Origin of the sequence: Streptomyces sp. NPDC002742 (assembly GCF_042888885.1) — a bacterium.
GTDB lineage: Bacteria > Actinomycetota > Actinomycetes > Streptomycetales > Streptomycetaceae > Streptomyces.
In genome coordinates this window covers 110,328-128,101 of record NZ_JBIAQF010000007.1, presented here as the reverse complement: position 1 = coordinate 128,101, position 17,774 = coordinate 110,328, and the positions used below count along the sequence as shown (strand labels likewise).

The 17,774-nt window shown below is 70.4% G+C and carries 16 protein-coding genes and 2 tRNA genes; 10 read left to right on the top strand and 8 right to left on the bottom strand.

The features are described from left to right. Positions 1–7: 7 nt before the first annotated feature. Positions 8–763: an AIM24 family protein gene (locus ACFYW8_RS14370; RefSeq protein WP_365875841.1), complete on the top strand. Its 756-nt coding sequence runs from the start codon at positions 8–10 to the stop codon at positions 761–763. 105 nt (positions 764–868) lie between these two features. On the opposite strand, the gene ACFYW8_RS14365 is transcribed toward ACFYW8_RS14370, so the two are convergent. Together ACFYW8_RS14365 and ACFYW8_RS14360 are read right to left on the bottom strand one after the other, a co-directional pair. Then, positions 869–1,390, bottom strand: a complete 522-nt coding sequence (locus tag ACFYW8_RS14365) for an NUDIX hydrolase (protein ID WP_389072985.1) — start codon at positions 1,388–1,390, stop codon at positions 869–871. Beyond that, positions 1,387–2,841, bottom strand: coding sequence for a zinc-dependent metalloprotease (locus ACFYW8_RS14360; RefSeq protein WP_389072981.1), 1,455 nt, complete (start codon positions 2,839–2,841; stop codon positions 1,387–1,389). The genes ACFYW8_RS14365 and ACFYW8_RS14360 overlap by 4 nt, the downstream gene beginning before the upstream one ends. 190 nt (positions 2,842–3,031) lie before the next feature. Between ACFYW8_RS14360 and ACFYW8_RS14355 the strand changes: the two genes are divergently transcribed. From ACFYW8_RS14355 to ACFYW8_RS14340, 4 genes are all read left to right on the top strand, one after another. Continuing rightward, positions 3,032–4,147, top strand: coding sequence for an SDR family oxidoreductase (locus tag ACFYW8_RS14355; protein WP_365875835.1), 1,116 nt, complete (start codon positions 3,032–3,034; stop codon positions 4,145–4,147). 241 nt (positions 4,148–4,388) lie between these two features. Continuing rightward, entirely contained in the window at positions 4,389–4,850 is a 462-nt protein-coding gene (locus ACFYW8_RS14350; protein WP_365875833.1) for a molybdenum cofactor biosynthesis protein MoaE, read from the top strand. A 149-nt stretch (positions 4,851–4,999) separates the two neighbouring features. Further along, positions 5,000–5,185 carry a hypothetical protein gene (locus ACFYW8_RS14345; protein ID WP_365875831.1) on the top strand — a complete coding sequence of 62 codons (186 nt, stop codon included), beginning with the start codon at positions 5,000–5,002 and terminating at the stop codon, positions 5,183–5,185. A gap of 201 nt (positions 5,186–5,386) precedes the next feature. Continuing rightward, positions 5,387–6,484: a PDZ domain-containing protein gene (locus ACFYW8_RS14340; protein ID WP_365875829.1), complete on the top strand. Its 1,098-nt coding sequence runs from the start codon at positions 5,387–5,389 to the stop codon at positions 6,482–6,484. 70 nt (positions 6,485–6,554) lie between these two features. Here ACFYW8_RS14340 and ACFYW8_RS14335 read toward each other — a convergent pair whose 3' ends face one another. Next, positions 6,555–7,097, bottom strand: a complete 543-nt coding sequence (locus tag ACFYW8_RS14335; RefSeq protein ID WP_389072967.1) for a PPA1309 family protein — start codon at positions 7,095–7,097, stop codon at positions 6,555–6,557. A gap of 163 nt (positions 7,098–7,260) precedes the next feature. Here ACFYW8_RS14335 and ACFYW8_RS14330 point away from each other — a divergent pair, with 163 nt between their 5' ends. From ACFYW8_RS14330 to ACFYW8_RS14315, 4 genes are all read left to right on the top strand, one after another. After that, positions 7,261–10,242, top strand: coding sequence for a UPF0182 family protein (locus ACFYW8_RS14330; RefSeq protein ID WP_389073970.1), 2,982 nt, complete (start codon positions 7,261–7,263; stop codon positions 10,240–10,242). A gap of 42 nt (positions 10,243–10,284) precedes the next feature. Next, positions 10,285–10,358: transfer RNA gene (locus tag ACFYW8_RS14325), tRNA-Met, on the top strand. 229 nt (positions 10,359–10,587) lie between these two features. After that, positions 10,588–12,438: a sel1 repeat family protein gene (locus tag ACFYW8_RS14320; protein WP_389072964.1), complete on the top strand. Its 1,851-nt coding sequence runs from the start codon at positions 10,588–10,590 to the stop codon at positions 12,436–12,438. A 202-nt stretch (positions 12,439–12,640) separates the two neighbouring features. Then, a tRNA-Met gene (locus ACFYW8_RS14315) sits at positions 12,641–12,714 on the top strand. A 193-nt stretch (positions 12,715–12,907) separates the two neighbouring features. Here the strand turns inward: ACFYW8_RS14315 and ACFYW8_RS14310 are convergent. The 3 genes from ACFYW8_RS14310 to hisN form a co-directional block, all read right to left on the bottom strand. Further along, positions 12,908–13,330, bottom strand: coding sequence for a Fur family transcriptional regulator (locus ACFYW8_RS14310; protein WP_365875823.1), 423 nt, complete (start codon positions 13,328–13,330; stop codon positions 12,908–12,910). Positions 13,331–13,539: 209 nt separating this feature from the next. Beyond that, positions 13,540–13,932, bottom strand: coding sequence for a CBS domain-containing protein (locus ACFYW8_RS14305; protein WP_365875821.1), 393 nt, complete (start codon positions 13,930–13,932; stop codon positions 13,540–13,542). Between the two features lie 207 nt (positions 13,933–14,139). Beyond that, positions 14,140–14,940: a histidinol-phosphatase gene (gene hisN / locus ACFYW8_RS14300; RefSeq protein WP_365875819.1), complete on the bottom strand. Its 801-nt coding sequence runs from the start codon at positions 14,938–14,940 to the stop codon at positions 14,140–14,142. A gap of 620 nt (positions 14,941–15,560) precedes the next feature. Between hisN and ACFYW8_RS14295 the strand changes: the two genes are divergently transcribed. Beyond that, complete coding sequence (locus tag ACFYW8_RS14295; RefSeq protein ID WP_389072954.1) at positions 15,561–16,166, top strand: TetR/AcrR family transcriptional regulator; 606 nt, start codon at positions 15,561–15,563, stop codon at positions 16,164–16,166. A gap of 137 nt (positions 16,167–16,303) precedes the next feature. On the opposite strand, the gene ACFYW8_RS14290 is transcribed toward ACFYW8_RS14295, so the two are convergent. Both ACFYW8_RS14290 and rsgA read right to left on the bottom strand, forming a co-directional pair. Then, a complete protein-coding gene (locus ACFYW8_RS14290; protein WP_365875815.1) occupies positions 16,304–16,627 on the bottom strand; it encodes a multidrug efflux SMR transporter in 324 nt (107 codons plus the stop codon). Between the two features lie 124 nt (positions 16,628–16,751). Beyond that, a complete protein-coding gene (rsgA, locus tag ACFYW8_RS14285) occupies positions 16,752–17,765 on the bottom strand; it encodes a ribosome small subunit-dependent GTPase A (RefSeq protein ID WP_261707996.1) in 1,014 nt (337 codons plus the stop codon). Between the last annotated feature and the right edge of the window lie 9 nt (positions 17,766–17,774).

The window sequence follows — 17,774 nt, the reverse complement described above, 5'->3', positions numbered from 1 at the left end:
GGACATCATGCAGAGCCCGCTTTTCGGCTACAACGAGCAGCAGACCCAGGAACGCTACAGCCTGCAGAACTCGCAGATGCTGCGCGTCGTCCTGGAAGGTCACGACGACATCCTCGCCCGCAAGGGCACCATGGTCGCGTACCAGGGTCTCGTCGAGTTCGACGCCGAGTACCAGAACAACAGCCAGCACCGGGCGCGTGCGTACACCGGTGAGGGCCTCGACCTGATGCGCTGCCACGGGCAGGGCACGGTCTACCTCGCCAACCTCGGCCAGCACGTGCACATCCTCGACGTCGACCAGGACGGCCTCACCGTCGACAGCAGCTACGTGCTGGCGATGGACTCCGGGCTGCACCACGAGGTCATCGCCGTGGACAGCCAGTACGGCATCTCCGGCTCCGGGAAGTACCAGCTCAACATCACCGGGCGCGGCAAGGTCGCGCTGGTGACCTCCGGGGTGCCGCTGATGATGCAGGTCACCCCGGACCGGTACGTCAACTGCGATGCCGACGCGATCGTCGCGTGGTCCACGGGCCTGCGCGTGCAGATGCAGGCCCAGACCCACTCCTCCGGAGTGTGGCGCCGCCGCGGCAACACCGGTGAGGGCTGGGAACTCAGCTTCATGGGCAGCGGTTACGCGCTCGTGCAGCCCAGTGAACTGCTGCCGCCGCAGAACGCGGCGATCGGCCAGGGGCTGCGCGCCCAGTACGGCATGGGCCAGCAGGGCGTGCACGCGCAGAACCAGGGCAACGCCTGGAGCTGACGCCCGACCGTCCGGGAAGCGACGGTCGCAGCGAGCGGATGTAAGGGGCGATCGCCTGAGCGGTCGCCCCTTACGCGCTGGACCCAACGGTCCCCTCCGCGCCGGTCACAGCCGTGCGCGGGCCGCTTCCAGGATTCGTACGACCGAGTCGTCGGCCACGTCGGCGACCTCGTCGTAGGCGAACCAGCGCAGGTCGAGGGACTCGTCGCTGATGGCCTCGACGGCGTCGGCCGGGGCGAGAGCGGCGTACTGGACGTCCAGATGCCAGTGGCAGGGCGCCGGGATGGCGTGCCGGTCCAGTGTCACGGGACCGCCCGGCAGGAGGGTCAGCCCCTCGATGCCCGATTCCTCGGTCGCCTCGCGCAGAGCCGCGTCGGCCAGGGTCGAGTCGCCCTGCTCGCAGTGCCCGCCCATCTGCAGCCACATCCGGAGCTTGCGGTGCAGCGTCAGCAGGACGCGGCCGCGCGACGGGTCGATCACCAGAGCGCTCGCCGTGAGGTGCCCGGCGTGACACGACTTCCACATCCCGTCCGGGTGCGCGGACAGGTGATCCAGATAGGTCCTGCTCAGCTCTTCCTGGTCCTCGTGGCTCTTCAGGACGAGGACCGCGTCGTCGTACAGGCTCACTCGGTGCCGTCGCCCTTGCTGTCGTCCTTGTCGGAGTCCTTGGAGTCGCCGTCGGAGTCGTCGTCCTTCTCCAGGTTCGGCTTCTGCGCGGTGCCGCTCGCGGCCTCGCCGAGCATCTTGTCGAGCTCGGAGAAGTCCATGTGCTCGCGGTGCACGAAGCCGTCCGGGTCGTCCAGGTCGGACGCCGTCGGCAGCATGTCCGGGTGGGCCCACAGGCCGTCCCGGCCGTCCACACCGCGCGCGTCGGTGAGGGAGGCCCACAGGCGCGAGGCGTCCCGCAGCCGGCGCGGGCGCAGCTCCAGACCGATCAGCGTGGCGAACGTCTGCTCGGCGGGACCGCCCGTGGCGCGGCGGCGGCGCAGCGTCTCGCGCAGCGCGTCCGCCGACGAGAGGCGCGGCTTGGCCGCCGAGTGGACGACCGCGTCCACCCAGCCCTCGACCAGAGCGAGCGCCGTCTCCAAGCGGGCCAGCGCCGCCTTCTGCTCCGGCGTGTCCTCCGGCTGGAACATGCCCTGCTGGAGTGCCTGCTGCAGCTCCTCCGGGTTCTGCGGGTCGAACTGGCCGACCACGTCCTCCAGCTTCGCGGTGTCGACCTTGATCCCGCGCGCGTATCCCTCGACAGCGCCGAACAGGTGTGAGCGCAGCCACGGCACGTGCGCGAAGAGGCGCTGGTGGGCGGCCTCGCGCAGGGCGAGGTAGAGCCGCACCTCCTCCTGGGGGACGCTCAGGTCCTTCCCGAACGACTCGATGTTCAGCGGCAGCAGCGCGGCCTTGCCGACCGGGCCGAGCGGCAGGCCGATGTCGGTCGAGCCGACGACCTCGCCCGCGAGCACGCCGACGGCCTGCCCGATCTGCGTACCGAACATGGCGCCGCCCATGGAGCGCATCATGCCGATCAGCGGGCCCGCCATGGCCTGCATCTCCTCGGGCAGCACATCGCCCATGGCCGCGCCGACGCGCTCGGCGACGGGGTCGACGAGCTCCTTCCACACGGGCAGGGTCGCCTCGACCCACTCCGCGCGGCTCCACGCGAGCGCGGAGGCGGCACCGGACGGCAGGGACGTCGCGTCGTCCAGCCAGTGATCGGCCAGACGGACGGCCTCCTGGACCGCGATCCGCTCGGCGGGGCCGACGCTCGCGTCCTTGGTGCCGTCAGAGGTGCCCTGGGCGACCGTCTGCCGGGCGATCTGCTTGGCCATGTCCCAATTCACCGGACCGCCCTCGTACGAGAGCATCTGGCCCAGTTGCTGGAACGCGGCGCCCAGGTCATTGGGGTTCATCGAGCCGAACATGGCTGCGAGCGGATTGTCGGCTCCGGGGCCGCCGGCTCCGGGCAGCCCGAAACCGAACGGCCCCTGACCACCACCGCTCTGCTGGTCCTTCTCCTTGCCCTCGTCGCCGTTCTCCGGCTCCTCCGGCGGAAGGCCGAATCCGAATGGGGTGTCACTCACGGGATTCCTCGGCTGGTAAGGCCGCCGGTTCGTTCCGACGGCGGCTGCCCACAACACCACCCAGCGTAGACACCTGAACCCGATCGGGCCTCGGTGCTTCGCCGACTCGTCGCCTGCGGCAGGATGGATGCCACCTGGTAGGGGCGCGTCACACGCGTCCATTACTGAAGACAACCGCTGGAGACGCCCGGTGAGTTCCCCAGATCCGCAGGTTCGCGCAGCGCGAAACCACTCAACCAGCCCAGCCTCGCGCGGCCCCGTCGTCGCGGTCACCGGCGCCGCGGCCGGTGTGGGCGCGCTGCTCACCGAGCGGCTGGCCGCCAACGAGGAGATCAAGCAGGTCGTCGCCATCGACGAGCGGCGCGGCGAGTGCGCCGACGCCCAGTGGCACATCCTGGACGTCCGGGATCCGGCGATCGCCGAAAAGCTGCGCGGAGCGGACGTCGTGGTCCATCTGGCGCTCGACCTCGATCTGGAGACGGACGCGGCGGCCCGGACCGCGTACAACGTCCGGGGTACGCAGACCGTGCTCACCGCCGCCGCGGCGGCCGGGGTCCACCGGGTCGTGCTGTGCACGTCGGCGATGGTCTACGGAGCGTTGCCCGACAACGAACTGCCACTCTCCGAGGACGCCGAACTGCGGGCGACGGCCGAGGCGACGGGTGTCGGCGACCTCCTGGAGATCGAGCGGCTGGCGCGCCGCGCGCCGCGGGCGCACCCAGGGCTGAACGTGACCGTCGTACGGCCCGGGGTACTCGTCGGCGGAGGTTCGGACACGGCGCTGACCAGGTACTTCGAGTCACCCCGGCTGCTGGTCGTGGCGGGTTCGAGGCCCGCCTGGCAGTTCTGCCACGTCGAGGATCTGTGCAGTGCGCTGGAGTACGCGGTCGTCGAGAAGGTCGAGGGCGAGCTGGCCGTCGGGTGCGACGGATGGCTGGAACAGGAGGAGGTGGAGGAGCTGAGCGGGATCCGGCGGATGGAGCTGCCGTCGGCGGTCGCGCTGGGCGCCGCCGCCCGGCTTCACCGGATCGGGCTCACTCCTTCGCCCGCCGGGGATCTCGCCTACACGATGTACCCCTGGGTGGTGAGCGGGAGCCGGCTGCACGATGCCGGATGGCGGCCGCGCTGGACCAACGAAGAGGTCCTGGCGGAGCTGCTGGAGGAGGTCGCCGGGCGGCACACGGTGGCCGGCCGTCGGCTGGGCCGCAAGGACGCGACCGCGGCGGGCGCGGCGGGCGCGACGGTGGCCCTGCTGGGCGCGGCGGCGGTGGTACGACGGGCCCGTAAGGCCCGGCGCAGGATCTGACCCCTGACCCGTGCGGGGCCCGACCCGTGCGGGGCCCGAGCGGGCGGGGTGAGAGATCGTTCCCGTCGGCCGGTGTGGCCGGCCGGGCCGTGGAGATGTGCCCCGCACGCCGGTCACGGCCCGGACTCGTGGATCGAGGGAGTGGGTCGGGGGCGTTCCGGAGGAGGCTCCGAGCGGTACGCGCGCGTGCCGGGTGAAAGCCGTATTCCACGGTGTCGGAGGAGTGCGGCACGATGGAGCCATGGCACCTACCTATGACCACCCCGGTGAGCAGGCCGCGCAGGATCCGGTCCGGCTGCTCGCGATCCGCGACGAACCGCTCTCCCTGGACGAGGTCTTCAAAGCCGTGGGGGACGACGCCGCCGGGGGGACCGCGCTGTTCGTGGGGACCGTACGGAACCACGACGCGGGCGCCGACGTCGACGAGCTCGGGTACTCGTGCCACCCGAGTGCCGAAGCGGAGATGCGCCGGGTCGCCGAGAAGGTGGCCGCCGCCTATCCGGTGCGGGCGCTGGCGGCCGTTCACCGGGTGGGCGACCTGCGCGTCGGGGACCTGGCCGTCATCGTCGCCGTGTCGTGCCCGCACCGTAGCGAGGCCTTCGAGGCCTGTCGCCGGCTCATTGACGATCTCAAGCACGAGGTGCCGATCTGGAAGCACCAGAGGTTCTCCGACGGTTCGCAGGAATGGGTCGGGGCCTGCTGAGACCGGCGAATTCCCCGGCGCCGAGGACTGACCGAACTCTCACCCGCCGTCCGGTTGCGTAACCGGGGCCCTGCCGTGAGCGTTGACACTGCGGATGGTTAATCTGCTGATCAGTCAGTTGCGGTCGCTCATGGGGTTGGGAGGTCGACATGGCGGCGCTTGCCTGGTTGCTGATTCCGTTGATGGCCGCGGTCGGTGCCAGTCTGTGGGGAAGTTGGGCCGGCCGGAATCGCAAGGCCGCGGGAGACGGTGTCGAACTCGCTGGATACACACGCTTCCGTGAGGCCATGGAGCGGACCGACGTCCGGGAGAAGTCCCACTCGGACGCGGTGTGAGATCCAGGGTCCGTCCCCCGCGCCCGCGCGGTGCGCCCGGGTGCGCGGCGGACGACGTCCGGTGTCCCGGCCGGCACCGCGCGGAACACTCTGGATCACCGCCGGGAAATGGGTGTTCGCGCCCTTTGGGCGGGCTCCGGCCCCACCACGTACGGACGGCCCCGACGGTGCGCTTACAGCACCGTCCCGTACTGTCGTTCCATGCCACGCCGCACCGCGACGATGCTCGCCTCCACTCTGATCCTGATCGCGCTCCTGTGCGCGGGAGTGTTCATCAAAGTGCCGTACTCGGAGATGTCACCGGGTCCCACGGTGAACACACTGGGTGACCACGACGGCGAGCCGGTGCTGCAGATCTCCGGCCGCAAGACGTATCCGACGACCGGGCACCTGAACATGACCACGGTCCGGGTCACCAGCGCCGACTACAAGATGAACCTCGTCGAGGCCGTGTACGGATGGCTGGCGCACGACGCCAAGATCGTGCCGCACGACACGCTCTACCCGGACGGCAAGACCGAGCAGCAGTCGACGCAGGAGAACGCCGAGGAGTTCAGCCAGTCCCAGGAGAGCGCCAAGGTGTCGGCCCTGAAGGAGCTGGGTATCCCGGTGAAGTCCTGGGTGATCGTCTCCACCGTCGTCAAGGGGTCCCCGGCCGAAGGCCGGCTGCACGCCGGTGACGTCATCAAGGCCGTCGACGGTACGGCCGTGAAGGCGCCCGACGACGTCGCGAAGCTGGTCACCAAGCACAAGCCCGGCGAGAAGGTCGTCTTCAGGATCGTGCCCGCCAAGGACCAGGCCGCCGCGACGAAGGAGCACACGACGGCGACCGCGACCAAGGACGTGACGATCACCACGGTCAAGTCCGCCGACAGCGGCACTGACCGTGCCATCGTCGGGATCTCGGCCGGGATCGACCACACGTTCCCGTTCACCGTCGACATCAAGCTCGCCGACGTCGGCGGACCGAGCGCGGGTCTGATGTTCTCGCTCGGCATCGTGGACAAGCTCACCCCGGGGAACCTCACCGGAGGCAAGTTCGTCGCCGGTACCGGCACCATCGACGACGACGGCAAGGTCGGCCCGATCGGCGGCATCGACATGAAGACCGTCGGTGCCCGCAACAAGGGCGCCCAGTACTTCCTGACGCCCAAGGACAACTGCGCCGCCGCCGCCAAGGACACCCCCGGAGGGCTCACGCTCGTCAAGGTCGGCACCATCGACGACGCGATGAAGGCCCTGAAGGACATCAGCGCGGGCCGGACCTCCGACCTGCCGAAGTGCACCGCCAAGGGCTGACGGACACCGCTCGTCCGTGGCCGGGGCGCCCCGCGAACAGCGGGGCGCCCCGGCCACGTCCGTGCGCGGATCAGTCCGCGAACGTCGCCGACAGCGCCTGCGCGAGGCCCGGCACCAGGCCCGCCCCCGTGAGCACCTCCGTCGCCGCGTCCTTCTCACGCAGCCGCAGCGCCGAGTCGCGGGTGCCGTCGCGCAGGACGCCGACCGTCATGCGTACCTCCTGGCGGTCCGGGTGCGCGGCGACCCACTGGGTGAGCTTCTTGCCGCTGAGACCCTCCGGGACCGAGGCCTCCGCGGAAGGCGGCAGCATCAGCCGCTCCACGGTGAGCGCGCAGCCCACGACGGCGTCGGGCCAGGCGATGGTGCCGAGGAACTCGTCCAGCGGCTTGCCGGCGGGGATCTCGTCCTGCTCGATGGGGGTGAGACCGATGGTCTCCTGCTCGTTCTCCAGGCCGAGCTGAGCGGCGAGGCCGGGTTCCTGAGCCCGCAGGCGTGCGGTGTCTACGAGGGCGAAGAGGCGGGCGGGCTGGTCCCAGCCGAGGCCGGAGGCGTACTCGTCGATCTCGAGTACGGCCCGGGTGAGTGGGCTCGCTGCCATGGGAGTGTTGGACATGGTCACAATCCTGCCTCGTTCGTGACCGGAATCGGGAACCGAGTAAAGCGTGAGTAAGTTGCATAGATGAGGCTCCTCGATCACGGAGTCTTACGGACGGTCCACCAACACGGGGGCCTGACGGATCAACAGCGACTTCGAGGTGCGCACCTTGGCTTTCCAGATGCCGGACCGCGGCGGAGGCCCGACGGGGTCACGGATCAGAGTGGGCCGGCCGTCCCGGCGTGTCCGGACCCTGCTCATGACACTGGGCGTGCTGGCCGTGCTGGCCATGGCCTTCGTCATGTTCGCGGGGTTCTGGACGGACTGGCTCTGGTACCGCTCGGTTCACTACTCGTCGGTCTTCACCACCACGCTGTGGACCAAGATCGGGCTCTTCTTCGTCTTCGGTCTGCTGATGGCGGCCGCGGTGGGCTTCAACATCTGGCTGGCGCACCGGCTGCGGCCGCCGCTCAGCGCCATGTCGATGGAGCAGCAGAACCTCGACCGGTACCGCATGGGCATCGCGCCCTACAAGCGGTGGCTGCTGCTCGCGATCACCTCCCTCGTGGGGCTGATCGCCGGCGCGTCCGCCTCGGGCCAGTGGCGCACGTGGCTGATGTGGGTGAACGGAGTGCCCTTCCACCAGAAGGACCCCCAGTTCCACCTCGACGTCTCGTTCTACGCCTTCGACCTGCCCTGGTACCGCTTCCTCCTCGGCTTCGGATTCGCCGCCGCCGTGCTCTCGCTGATCGCCGCCGCGCTCACGCACTACCTGTACGGCGGTCTGCGGATCACCAGTCCGGGAGCGCGTGCCACGGCCGCGGCGACCGGGCACCTCTCGGTGCTCCTCGGCGTTTTCGTCGCCCTGAAGGCGGTCGCCTACTGGCTCGACCGGTACGGGCTCGCGGTGAAGTCCAGTGACTTCAAGGCGACCGGCAACTGGACGGGCCTGAGGTACGTCGACGCGAACGCCTATCTGCCCGCCAAGACGATCCTGTTCTGCATCGCCGTCATCTGCGCGCTGCTCTTCTTCGCGACCCTGTGGCGGCGCACCTGGCAGCTTCCCGTGATCGGCTTCGGCCTGATGGTGCTCTCCGCGATCCTCATCGGCGGCCTGTACCCGGCGATCGTCCAGAAGTTCCAGGTCGAGCCCAACGAGCAGGCCAAGGAAGCGCCGTACGTCGAGAAGAACCTCAAGGCGACCCGCGAGGCGTACGGGATCGCCGGCACCGATGTGCAGGACTACCCGGGGTCGAGCGACACCAAGGACAAGTCCAAGCTCCGTGACGACGCCGACACCATCGCGAGCATCCGGCTGATGGACCCGAACATCGTGTCGCCGACCTTCCAGCAGCTCCAGCAGGTGCGGAACTACTACGGCTTCCCGTCGAACCTGGACGTCGACCGGTACAGCAAGGACGGCAAGGAACAGGACACGGTCCTCGGTCTGCGTGAGCTGAACCTCGCGGGCATCCCGAAGAACAACTGGATCAACGACCACTTCCGGTACACGCACGGATACGGCGTCGTCGCGGCCAAGGGAACCACGGCCGACAGCGAGGGCCGCCCGGTCTTCACCGAGTACAACCTGCCGTCCAAGGGCGACCTGGGCACGTACCAGCAGCAGATCTACTACGGTGAGAAGACCACCCAGTACTCGATCGTCGGCGGTCCCCAGAAGGAGATCGACTACTCCGACGACAGCGGTGAGAAGACCACCAGCTACCAGGGCAAGAGCGGGGTCAGCCTCGCCAGCCCGGTCAACCGGGCCGCGTACGCGGTGGCGTTCGGCGAGCCGCAGATCATGTACTCGGGCGCGATCGGCGAGGGTTCGCGGATTCTCTACAACCGCACGCCCAAGGAACGGGTCGAGGCGGTGGCCCCCTGGCTGACCATCGACGGTGACGCCTACCCGGCGGTCGTCGACGGGAAGATCCAGTGGATCGTCGACGCGTACACCACCACCAACGGCTATCCGTACGCGTCGCGCACCACGCTCGGCGACACCACGGCGGACTCGTTGACGGCGGCCAACAACCAGCGCGCGGTGGTGGCCCAGCAGAACCAGGTCAACTACATCCGCAACTCGGTGAAGGCGACCGTCGACGCGTACACCGGCGCGGTCAAGCTCTACCAGTGGGACACCGAGGACCCGGTCCTGAAGACCTGGATGAAGGCGTTCCCGGACACGGTGCGGGCGAAGAAGTCGATCTCGCCGGAGCTGATGGCCCATCTGCGGTATCCGCAGGACCTGTTCAAGGTCCAGCGCGAACTGCTCACCCGCTACCACGTGAAGGACGCCCAGACGTTCCTGAGCGGCAGCGAGGTGTGGCAGGTCCCGGACGACCCGACCAACAAGTCGGGCAACGCGGTGCCGCCGTACTACCTGAGCATGAAGCTGCCGGGGGACACCTCGCAGGCGTTCTCGCTGACGACGACGATGACGCCGAACGGCCGTGACAACCTGAGTGCCTTCGTCTCGGTCAACGCCGAGGCGGGAACGCCCGGTTACGGCAAGATCAGCGTCCTGAAACTGCCGACCGGCAGAACGGTCGACGGACCCAAGCGGGTACAGAGCCAGTTCAACTCCGAGCCGTCCATCGCCGAGTCCATCAGACTCCTCAGAGGCGGCGACTCGGAGGTCGAGTACGGCAACCTGCTGACCGTGCCGCTCGACGGCGGACTGCTCTACGTGGAACCGGTCTACGTCCGCGGTGGCGATCTCAAGTACCCGCTGTTGCGCAAGGTGTTGGTGACCTACGGAGGCAGCACCGCGTTCGAGGACACGCTGGGCAAGGCGCTCAACGTGGTCTTCGGGGCGGAGAGTTCGACTACGCCGCCGGCCGACGAGGGCACCACGAATCCGCCCACGTCGACCAACCCGACGGTCCAGGAAGCGCTCAACGACGCACAGAAGGCCTTCGACCAGGGGCAGGAAGCCCTCAAGAAGGGCGACTGGAAGGCGTACGGCGAAGCGCAGAAGAATCTGGAGGACGCGCTGAAGCGGGCCGAGAACGCACAGGCCAAGGCGGACAAGAGCGGCAGCTCCGGCGCCGACAAGACGGCCGGCAAGGGCACCGACAAGAGCGGCGGCCCGAGCAGCAGTCCCAGCAGCAGTCCCAGCAGCAGTCCGAGCAGCGAGAAGAGCACAGGAAGCGGCTGATCAGGAGCCACCCCGCGCCGTGGTACGGTTGCAACACAACGGCGCGGGGTGGAGCAGCTCGGTAGCTCGCTGGGCTCATAACCCAGAGGTCGCAGGTTCAAATCCTGTCCCCGCTACTGAAGTCGAAGGCCCGGATCCAGTTCATGGATCCGGGCCTTCGACGTGTGTGGCGCCACGCCGGAGTGTCCCCGGTGACCTGGCCACTCGTGTGAAGTGGCGCGACATGCGAGGGCAGTTGGGCGATCTGTGTTTGACTTGTCTCTCTGTGGGCATGTCGACAAAACGCTGAAGTGACCTAACTGGCTGCGGTATACCAGGTGTACCCAGTTTGCAGGTGGTGCGACGATGGACGTTATGGGGGACAAGGCAACTCTGTTGGATACAGGGCGGTTTGCGCAGCCTGCCGACTTTGAGCAGCCTGCGGATCTCACGCAGCCTTCCGACCGGGACGAGACCGGCGAGGCTGCCGAGGAGGCGCGCCAGTGGTCGGCCGCCGAAGCCGGCGACGTCGAGGCGATGAGCGTCCTCGGAGCCATGCTGCTGCGCCGCGGCGATCTCGGCGCGGCCGAGCCCCACCTCCGCGCCGCCACCGCCGCCGGTGACCGTGCGGCCGCCAACAACCTGGGTGTCCTCCTGTACCAGCGCGGATACGCCGAAGAGGCCGCCGGATGGTGGCGGATCGCCGCCGTCGCCGGCAGCGCGGCCGCCGCGCACGCGCTCGGCCGGCACCACCGCGAGCGCGGCGACGAGCCCGCCGCCGAGTACTGGCTGCGCCAGTCCGCCGAGCAGGGCCATGCCCTGGGCGCGTACGCCCTCGCCGATCTGCTGGAGCATCGCAGCGACGTGGGTGCCGAACAGTGGATGCGGGCCGCCGCGGAGCGAGGGCACCGCGAGGCCGCGTACCGACTGGCGCGCACGCTTGACCGCAAAGCCCTGGACTCGGGTGAGGCCGTGGGTGACAACGGTGTCATCGGTGCCGCGGGGCAGGCCGCCGAACAGTGGTACCGGCAGGCCGCCGCGCGCGGGCACCGTCGGGCCGCGCTGCACCTCGGGGCGATCCTGGAGAAGCGGGGCGATCTCAAGGAGGCCGGGCGCTGGTATCTGACGTCCGCCAAGGACGGGGAGGCGCGTGCCGCGTGCGCCCTCGGATTCCTGCTGCGCGACGCCGGGGACCCCGAGAGCGCCGCCGTCTGGTGGCTGCGGGCGGCCCAGGACGGGGACGGGAACGCCGCCAACGCGCTGGGCGCACTGCACGCCGAGCGCGGTGAGACGCAGACCGCCGAGCGGTGGTACCGGGCCGCGATGGACGCGGGCGACGTGAACGGCGCGTACAACCTCGGACTGCTCTGCGCCGAACAGGGGCGGACCGCGCAGGCCGAGCAGTGGTACCGCAGGGCCGCGTACGCCGGTCACCGCGAGGCCGCCAACGCCCTGGCGATCCTGCTGCTCCAGGTCGGCGACGCGGCCGGAGCCGAGCCGTGGTTCTCCAAGGCCGCGGAGGCCGGGAGCGTGGACGCCGCGTTCAACCTCGGCATCCTGCACGCCGGACGCGCCACCGACAGCGAGGACGCCGCCGCGCTGCGGTGGTACGAGCGGGCGGCCGCCGCCGGACACACGGAGGCGGCGCTCCAGGTGGGCATCGCGCGGTTGCGGGAGGGCGATGAGCCGGCCGCCGAACGGCATCTGCGGTGCGCCGCGGGAGGGGGCAGCGCCGAGGCCGCCTACCGGCTCGCCGCCGTGCTCGACGCCCGGCGGCCACCGGCGCCCGCGCACGAACTCGGGGAGCCCGCACAGGAGAAGAGCGAGTGCGAGGAGTGGTACGAGCGGGCGGCGTCCCAGGGGCACCGGCGTGCGCAGGTGCGGGTCGGGATGCTCGCCGCGGCGCGGGGCGACGTGGTGGAGGCGGCGCGCTGGTACCGCGAGGCCGCCGAGGCCGGGTCGCGCAACGGCGCGTTCAATCTCGGGCTGCTGCTGGCCCGTGAGGGGAGCGAGCCGGAGGCGGCGCTGTGGTGGACCCGTGCGGCCGACGCGGGGCACGGACGGGCGGCGCTTCGGCTGGCGCTCGTGTACGCGCGGCGCGGGGAACTGGCTGAAGGGCAGCGGTGGGCCGACCGGGCCGTGTCGCTGGGGCCGGCGGAGGTCTCCGAGCGGGCGGCGCGGCTGCGGGACGCTTTGCGGGAGGAGCTGTCCGCGTGAGGGGCGGCCCGGGTCCCGGGACGCGGCTTGGGCCTTCCCCGCCTCGGCCCCGGTGCGCCGAGGAGTGCTTCGGTCCGGGCGGCCCGGGTTCCGTCCGGACCCGGGGAACGGCCCTGGTCGGCCGGGGCGGAGGGCTGCCGTCGGAGCGCTCGAAAAGGGATTTGCGCTGGCCACGGAGTTGACGTACTGTTCAGTTCATCGACGCGGGGTGGAGCAGCTCGGTAGCTCGCTGGGCTCATAACCCAGAGGTCGCAGGTTCAAATCCTGTCCCCGCTACTGAAGGCCGAGGGCCGGAATCCGAAAGGGTTCCGGCCCTCGGTCGTTTCCGGACCCAAGTGCGAAAACGCTGCTGCGAACAGCGAACAGCGAACAGCGAACAGTGGTGAGTGGTTCGCTGCGGACCGGCTGAAGCGCGGAGTGCGGAAAGCCCCAGCGCGCGTCGCGTGCCGGGGCTTTCGGGTGAGTGCCGCTACGCCTGTACGGCGGCGCAGTTCGGGCAGACGCCCCGGTACGTCACCTCGACGTCCGAGACCGTGAAGCCGAAGCGCTCCGAGTCGGGGAGGTCCGTGAGCGGGTCGCCGAGCGGGTGGACGTCGCGGATCGCGCCGCACCGGGCGCAGACCAGGTGGTGGTGCGGGCGGTGCGCGTTCGGGTCGTACCGCTTGGCGCGCTTGTCCGTGGCGACTTCCAGCACCTCGCCGAGCGAGACCAGCTCGCCCAGCGTGTTGTAGACGGTCGCCCGGGAGATCTCGGGCAGCTTCGCCACGGCCCGTGCGTGCACCTCGTCGGCCGTCAGATGGACGTGGTCGCCGTCGAGGACCTCGGCCACGACACGTCGCTGCGCGGTCATCCGCCATCCACGTCCGCGCAGTCGTTCCAGCAGGTCACTCATACAGGTCAGGGTAACAGCAGGTGAACTAGATCCTGAATGGATGTGACTTTAGAAGTAGACCTGACTTAGATGATGTCTACCATCTCGGTCGCGGTGAGCACGGCACGGGAAGGCCCTGTTGTGCGTGGTCGTGTGTGGTTGTGCATGGTTCTGCGTGGTGGGCCGGAACCCCCGGGGGCGCCCCCGGGGGTTCCGGCCCGCTCGTACGGTCAGGCCGGTACGTGCTGCCGGGCGGGCGCCCAGCACCGGATGATGTCGCGGACCGAGACGATGCCGACCGGCCCGCTGCCGTCGAGCACGATCAGATGCCGGAAGCCGCCGTGCGACATCGCGGACGCGGCCTCGTCCAAGGTCCAGGTGGGCGCCGCGAAGACGACGTCGGTGGTGGTGTGGGTTCCTGCGGTCTCCGAGTCCGGGTTCTGGCCGAGGGCGAGGGAGTTGAGGATGTCGCGCTCGGTGAGGATGCCGAGGCCGGAGGAGTCCTCGTCGAGGACCACCGCCGCGCCGACGTGGCGCGCGGACATCAAGCGGGCCGCCTGCCGGAGGGTGTGTGCCGGGCCGATGGTGAGGACCACCGTGCTCATGGCGTCGCGGACGAGCATGGGCTGGAGCCACCTCCTTGGTGAGCCGCGGACTCCCCGGCTCCTCGACGGAGCGCAAAGAGAAGCGGTTCACAAGTTCACAAGTGGGGGAGCTCTCAGGGTCGCAGTTAAAGGGAGGGTCAACAAGAGGGCGCGTGCCGTGAGTTGGGGGGCGCCCGAGGGTTGCTCAGCAGCCCCGGGCCGACCGGGGCTGCACAGAAAGCGCGCTCAGTAACGCTGGTTGAGGTAGCCGAGCATCTCGTCGTGGAGGAGGCCGTTCGACGCGGCCGCGTTGCCGCTGTGCGGGCCGGGGCGCCCGTCGAGGCCGGTGAAGGAGCCGCCCGCCTCGGTCACGATGATCGCGTTCGCCGCCATGTCCCAGAGCGACAGTTCGGGTTCGGCGCAGATGTCCACCGAGCCCTCGGCGACCATCATGTACGGCCAGAAGTCGCCGTAACCGCGGGTGCGCCAGACCGCCTTCGTGAGGTCGAGGAAACCGTCGAGGCGGCCCTGGTCCTCCCAGCCGGACAGCGACGAGTACGCGAAGGACGCGTCGGCCATCCGCGGGACGCTGGAGACCCGCAGGCGGGTCGCGGAGGACAGGCTGCGGCCGCTGAAGGCGCCGTGCCCCTTCGCCGCCCACCAGCGACGGCCCAGCGCGGGGGCGGAGACGACGCCGACGACCGGCTGGTAGCCGCCCTCGCCCATCTCCATCAGGGAGATCAGCGTGGCCCAGACGGGCACACCGCGGACGTAGTTCTTGGTGCCGTCGATCGGGTCGACGACCCAGCGGCGCGGGCCCGTGCCCTCGATGCCGTACTCCTCGCCGAGGATCGCGTCGCGCGGCCTGGCCCGCTGGAGGTGGCCGCGGATGAGTTCTTCGGCGGCCTTGTCCGCCTCGCTCACCGGTGTCATGTCCGGCTTGGTCTCGACCTTCAGGTCGAGCGCCTTGAACCGGTCCATCGTCGCGGCGTCGGCGGCGTCCGCCAGGACATGGGCGAGGCGCAGGTCATCGCGATAGTCGGGCATGGGTGAACCGTATCTGCCCGTGTCGGGACGGGGCTACACAGGACGGAGGATGATCGCGACGCCCGACCGGTGCCGCACCGGCCCCGGCGGCGGCTGGTGTTCGGCGGGTGTCGCTCCCGACCGGCCTGGTGGGCGGGGAGGCTCCCGGCGGGTGTCGTGCCCGATCCGTCCCGGCGGGTGTCGGGTCCGAGTGTCCCGACGGGCGGGGAACCTTCCGGGGCGTCGAGTCCGAGGGTCTCCGGCGGGCTTGAGGTCCTGGCGGGTGTCGCATCCCGAGCGTCCCCGGCGGACTGACGGCACCCGGGTCGGTGCCGTTCCCGATCGTTCCCGGTGCCGGGGCGGTGCCGCAGCGGCGTCTTGCCGGCCCTCCTCGTAGGCCCCGCAGGACCCGTTCCGCCGGCCCCCGCAGGACCCGTTCCGCCGGCCCCCGCCGGGCCTGTCCGCCGGAGGTGGCCGGGGCCGCGCCGGGCGCGCCCGGAGGGACGGTTTCGGGGGCTCGTGCCCGGTCCCGGACGCGTGCGGCTTCGGACGTGCGCCCCGCGGGGGTACCGCGACCCCTTGACAGTGCCTCCGCACGCGTCAAATCTGGCTGCAGAGCCGCTCGCCCCAGGGAGGCGATGATGCCCGCAGCGCGCGAGTCCCTCTTGGACGCCGCCTATACGGCGCTCACGCGCCGGGCGTGGTCCGCTGTGCGGATGGTCGATGTGGCCGCCGTGGCCGGGGTGTCACGCCAGACGCTCTACAACGAGTTCGGGAGCAAGGAAGGACTCGCGCGTGCCCTCGTACGGCGGGAGGCCGATGCCTATCTCGCCGGGATCGACCGGGCCCTGGCCACTCACACGGACGCGCGGGAGCGGCTGGTCGCGGCCGCCGAGTGGACCGCCTCGGCGGCGCGCAACAACGCGCTGGTGCGGGCGATGCTGACCGGATGCTGGAGCGAGCGGCTGCCCTCGCCCGCGCTGTCCGCCGTGCCCTCGTCGTCCGCGGTGCCCGCGCAGCGGCGCGCCGACGGGCCGTTGCCCTCGCCCGCCGACTTCGTGGCGCTCGTCCGCGACCGTGCGGTCGCCGCGCTCGCCCTGCCCAGGGCGGACACCCCCGAGGTCACGGGGGTGTGTGAACTGGCGGTCAGGCTCGCGCTGTCGTGGGTCGTGGCGCCGCCCGCCCGGGGCGGAGTCACGGAACTGGTCAGGACCGCGCTGGCACCGTCCCACCGGCTCGGGGTCTGAAGGGCCCGGTGCGCGCGCTGAGGCAGGCACAAGGGCGTGCCAGGAGTTCGGGCACAAGGGCGTGCACGGAGGCAGGCCAGGGGGCGCGTACCGAGTGCGGCCGAGGGCGCCCGCTCAGCGGGCCCGAGGGTGTGTCCTCAGCGCGCCGACCCCGACAACTGGAGCCCGATGACGCCGATGATGACCAGGGAGATCGAGACGATCTTGAGGATGGAGACCAGGTCGTCGAGGAAGATCATGCCGTAGATGGCGGTGCCCGCCGCGCCGATGCCGGTCCACACCGCGTAGGCCGGACCGACGTCGAGCTTCTTCAGGGAAAGGGTCAGCAGACCGAAACTGCCGAGGGCGAAGACGCAGAAGGCCACGGTGGGCCAGAGTCTGGTGAAGCCGTGCGAGAGCTTCAGGCAGACGGCGAAGCCGGTTTCGAGCAGCCCCGCCACAACGACCAGCAGCCACGCCATGTCTTGTCCTCCCACATCCGCACGTCGACTGCTTCGGCCGGCCCGGATCCGGGTCGGTGCGATTATGCATTCACCGACCCGGAGAAGCCCTTACCGACGGCGGGCGCACGCAAACACGGGGACGTCAGTCGCCCTCGCGGCGCTCCCGTGTGGCCAGCAGCCGGCGCAGCGAGTACAGCCGCTGCGGGTCCGCGTGGCCGTCGGCCACCCACTGGTCGAGCGCGCAGTCCGGTTCGTCGTGGCTGCACGCGCGGGGGCAGCCCTCGGTGCCGGGTTGGAGATCGGGGAAGGCGTTGATGACCCGGGACGGGTCGACGTGGTTCAGCCCGAAGGAACGGACGCCCGGGGTGTCGACGAGCCAGCCCCCGGCGCTGCCCGCCAGCGGCAGGGCCAGCGCCGAGGTGGTCGTGTGCCGGCCGCGGCCCGTGACCGCGTTGACGTGCCCGGTGGTCCGGCGCTGCTCGGGCGGCACCAGCGCGTTCACCAGCGTCGTCTTGCCGACGCCCGAGTGACCGACGAACGCCGTGATCCTGCCGTCCAGTTGTTCGCGCACCCGGTCGGCGACGGCTTCGCTCCGCAGTTCCTCGCGGCTGGTCACCACGTACGGGATGTCCAACGCGCCGTACAGCTCCAGGAACTTGTCCGGCGGGGCGAGGTCCGACTTCGTGAGCACGAGAAGCGGGGTCAGGCCGCCGTCGAAGGCCGCCACCAGACAGCGGTCGATCAGGCGGGGGCGCGGCTCGGGGTCGGCGAGCGCGGTGACGATGGCGAGCTGGTCGGCGTTGGCGACGACCACGCGCTCGTACGGATCGTCGTCGTCGGCCGTGCGGCGCAGCACCGAGCCGCGCGGCTCGATGCGGACGATGCGGGCGAGGGTGTCCTTCTCGCCGGACAGATCGCCGACGATGGCGACCCGGTCGCCCACGACCGCGGCCTTGCGGCCCAGTTCGCGGGCCTTCATCGCCATCACGACGCGGTCCTCGACGAGGCAGGTCAGCCGGCCGCGGTCGACCGTGAGGACCATGCCCGAGACGGCCTCCTCGTGCTTGGGTCGGATGTTCGTACGCGGACGGTTGCCCTTGCGGTTCGGGCGCTGGCGGATGTCGTCCTCGTCGGTGTTCTTGCCGTAACGGCGCATGATCCAGAT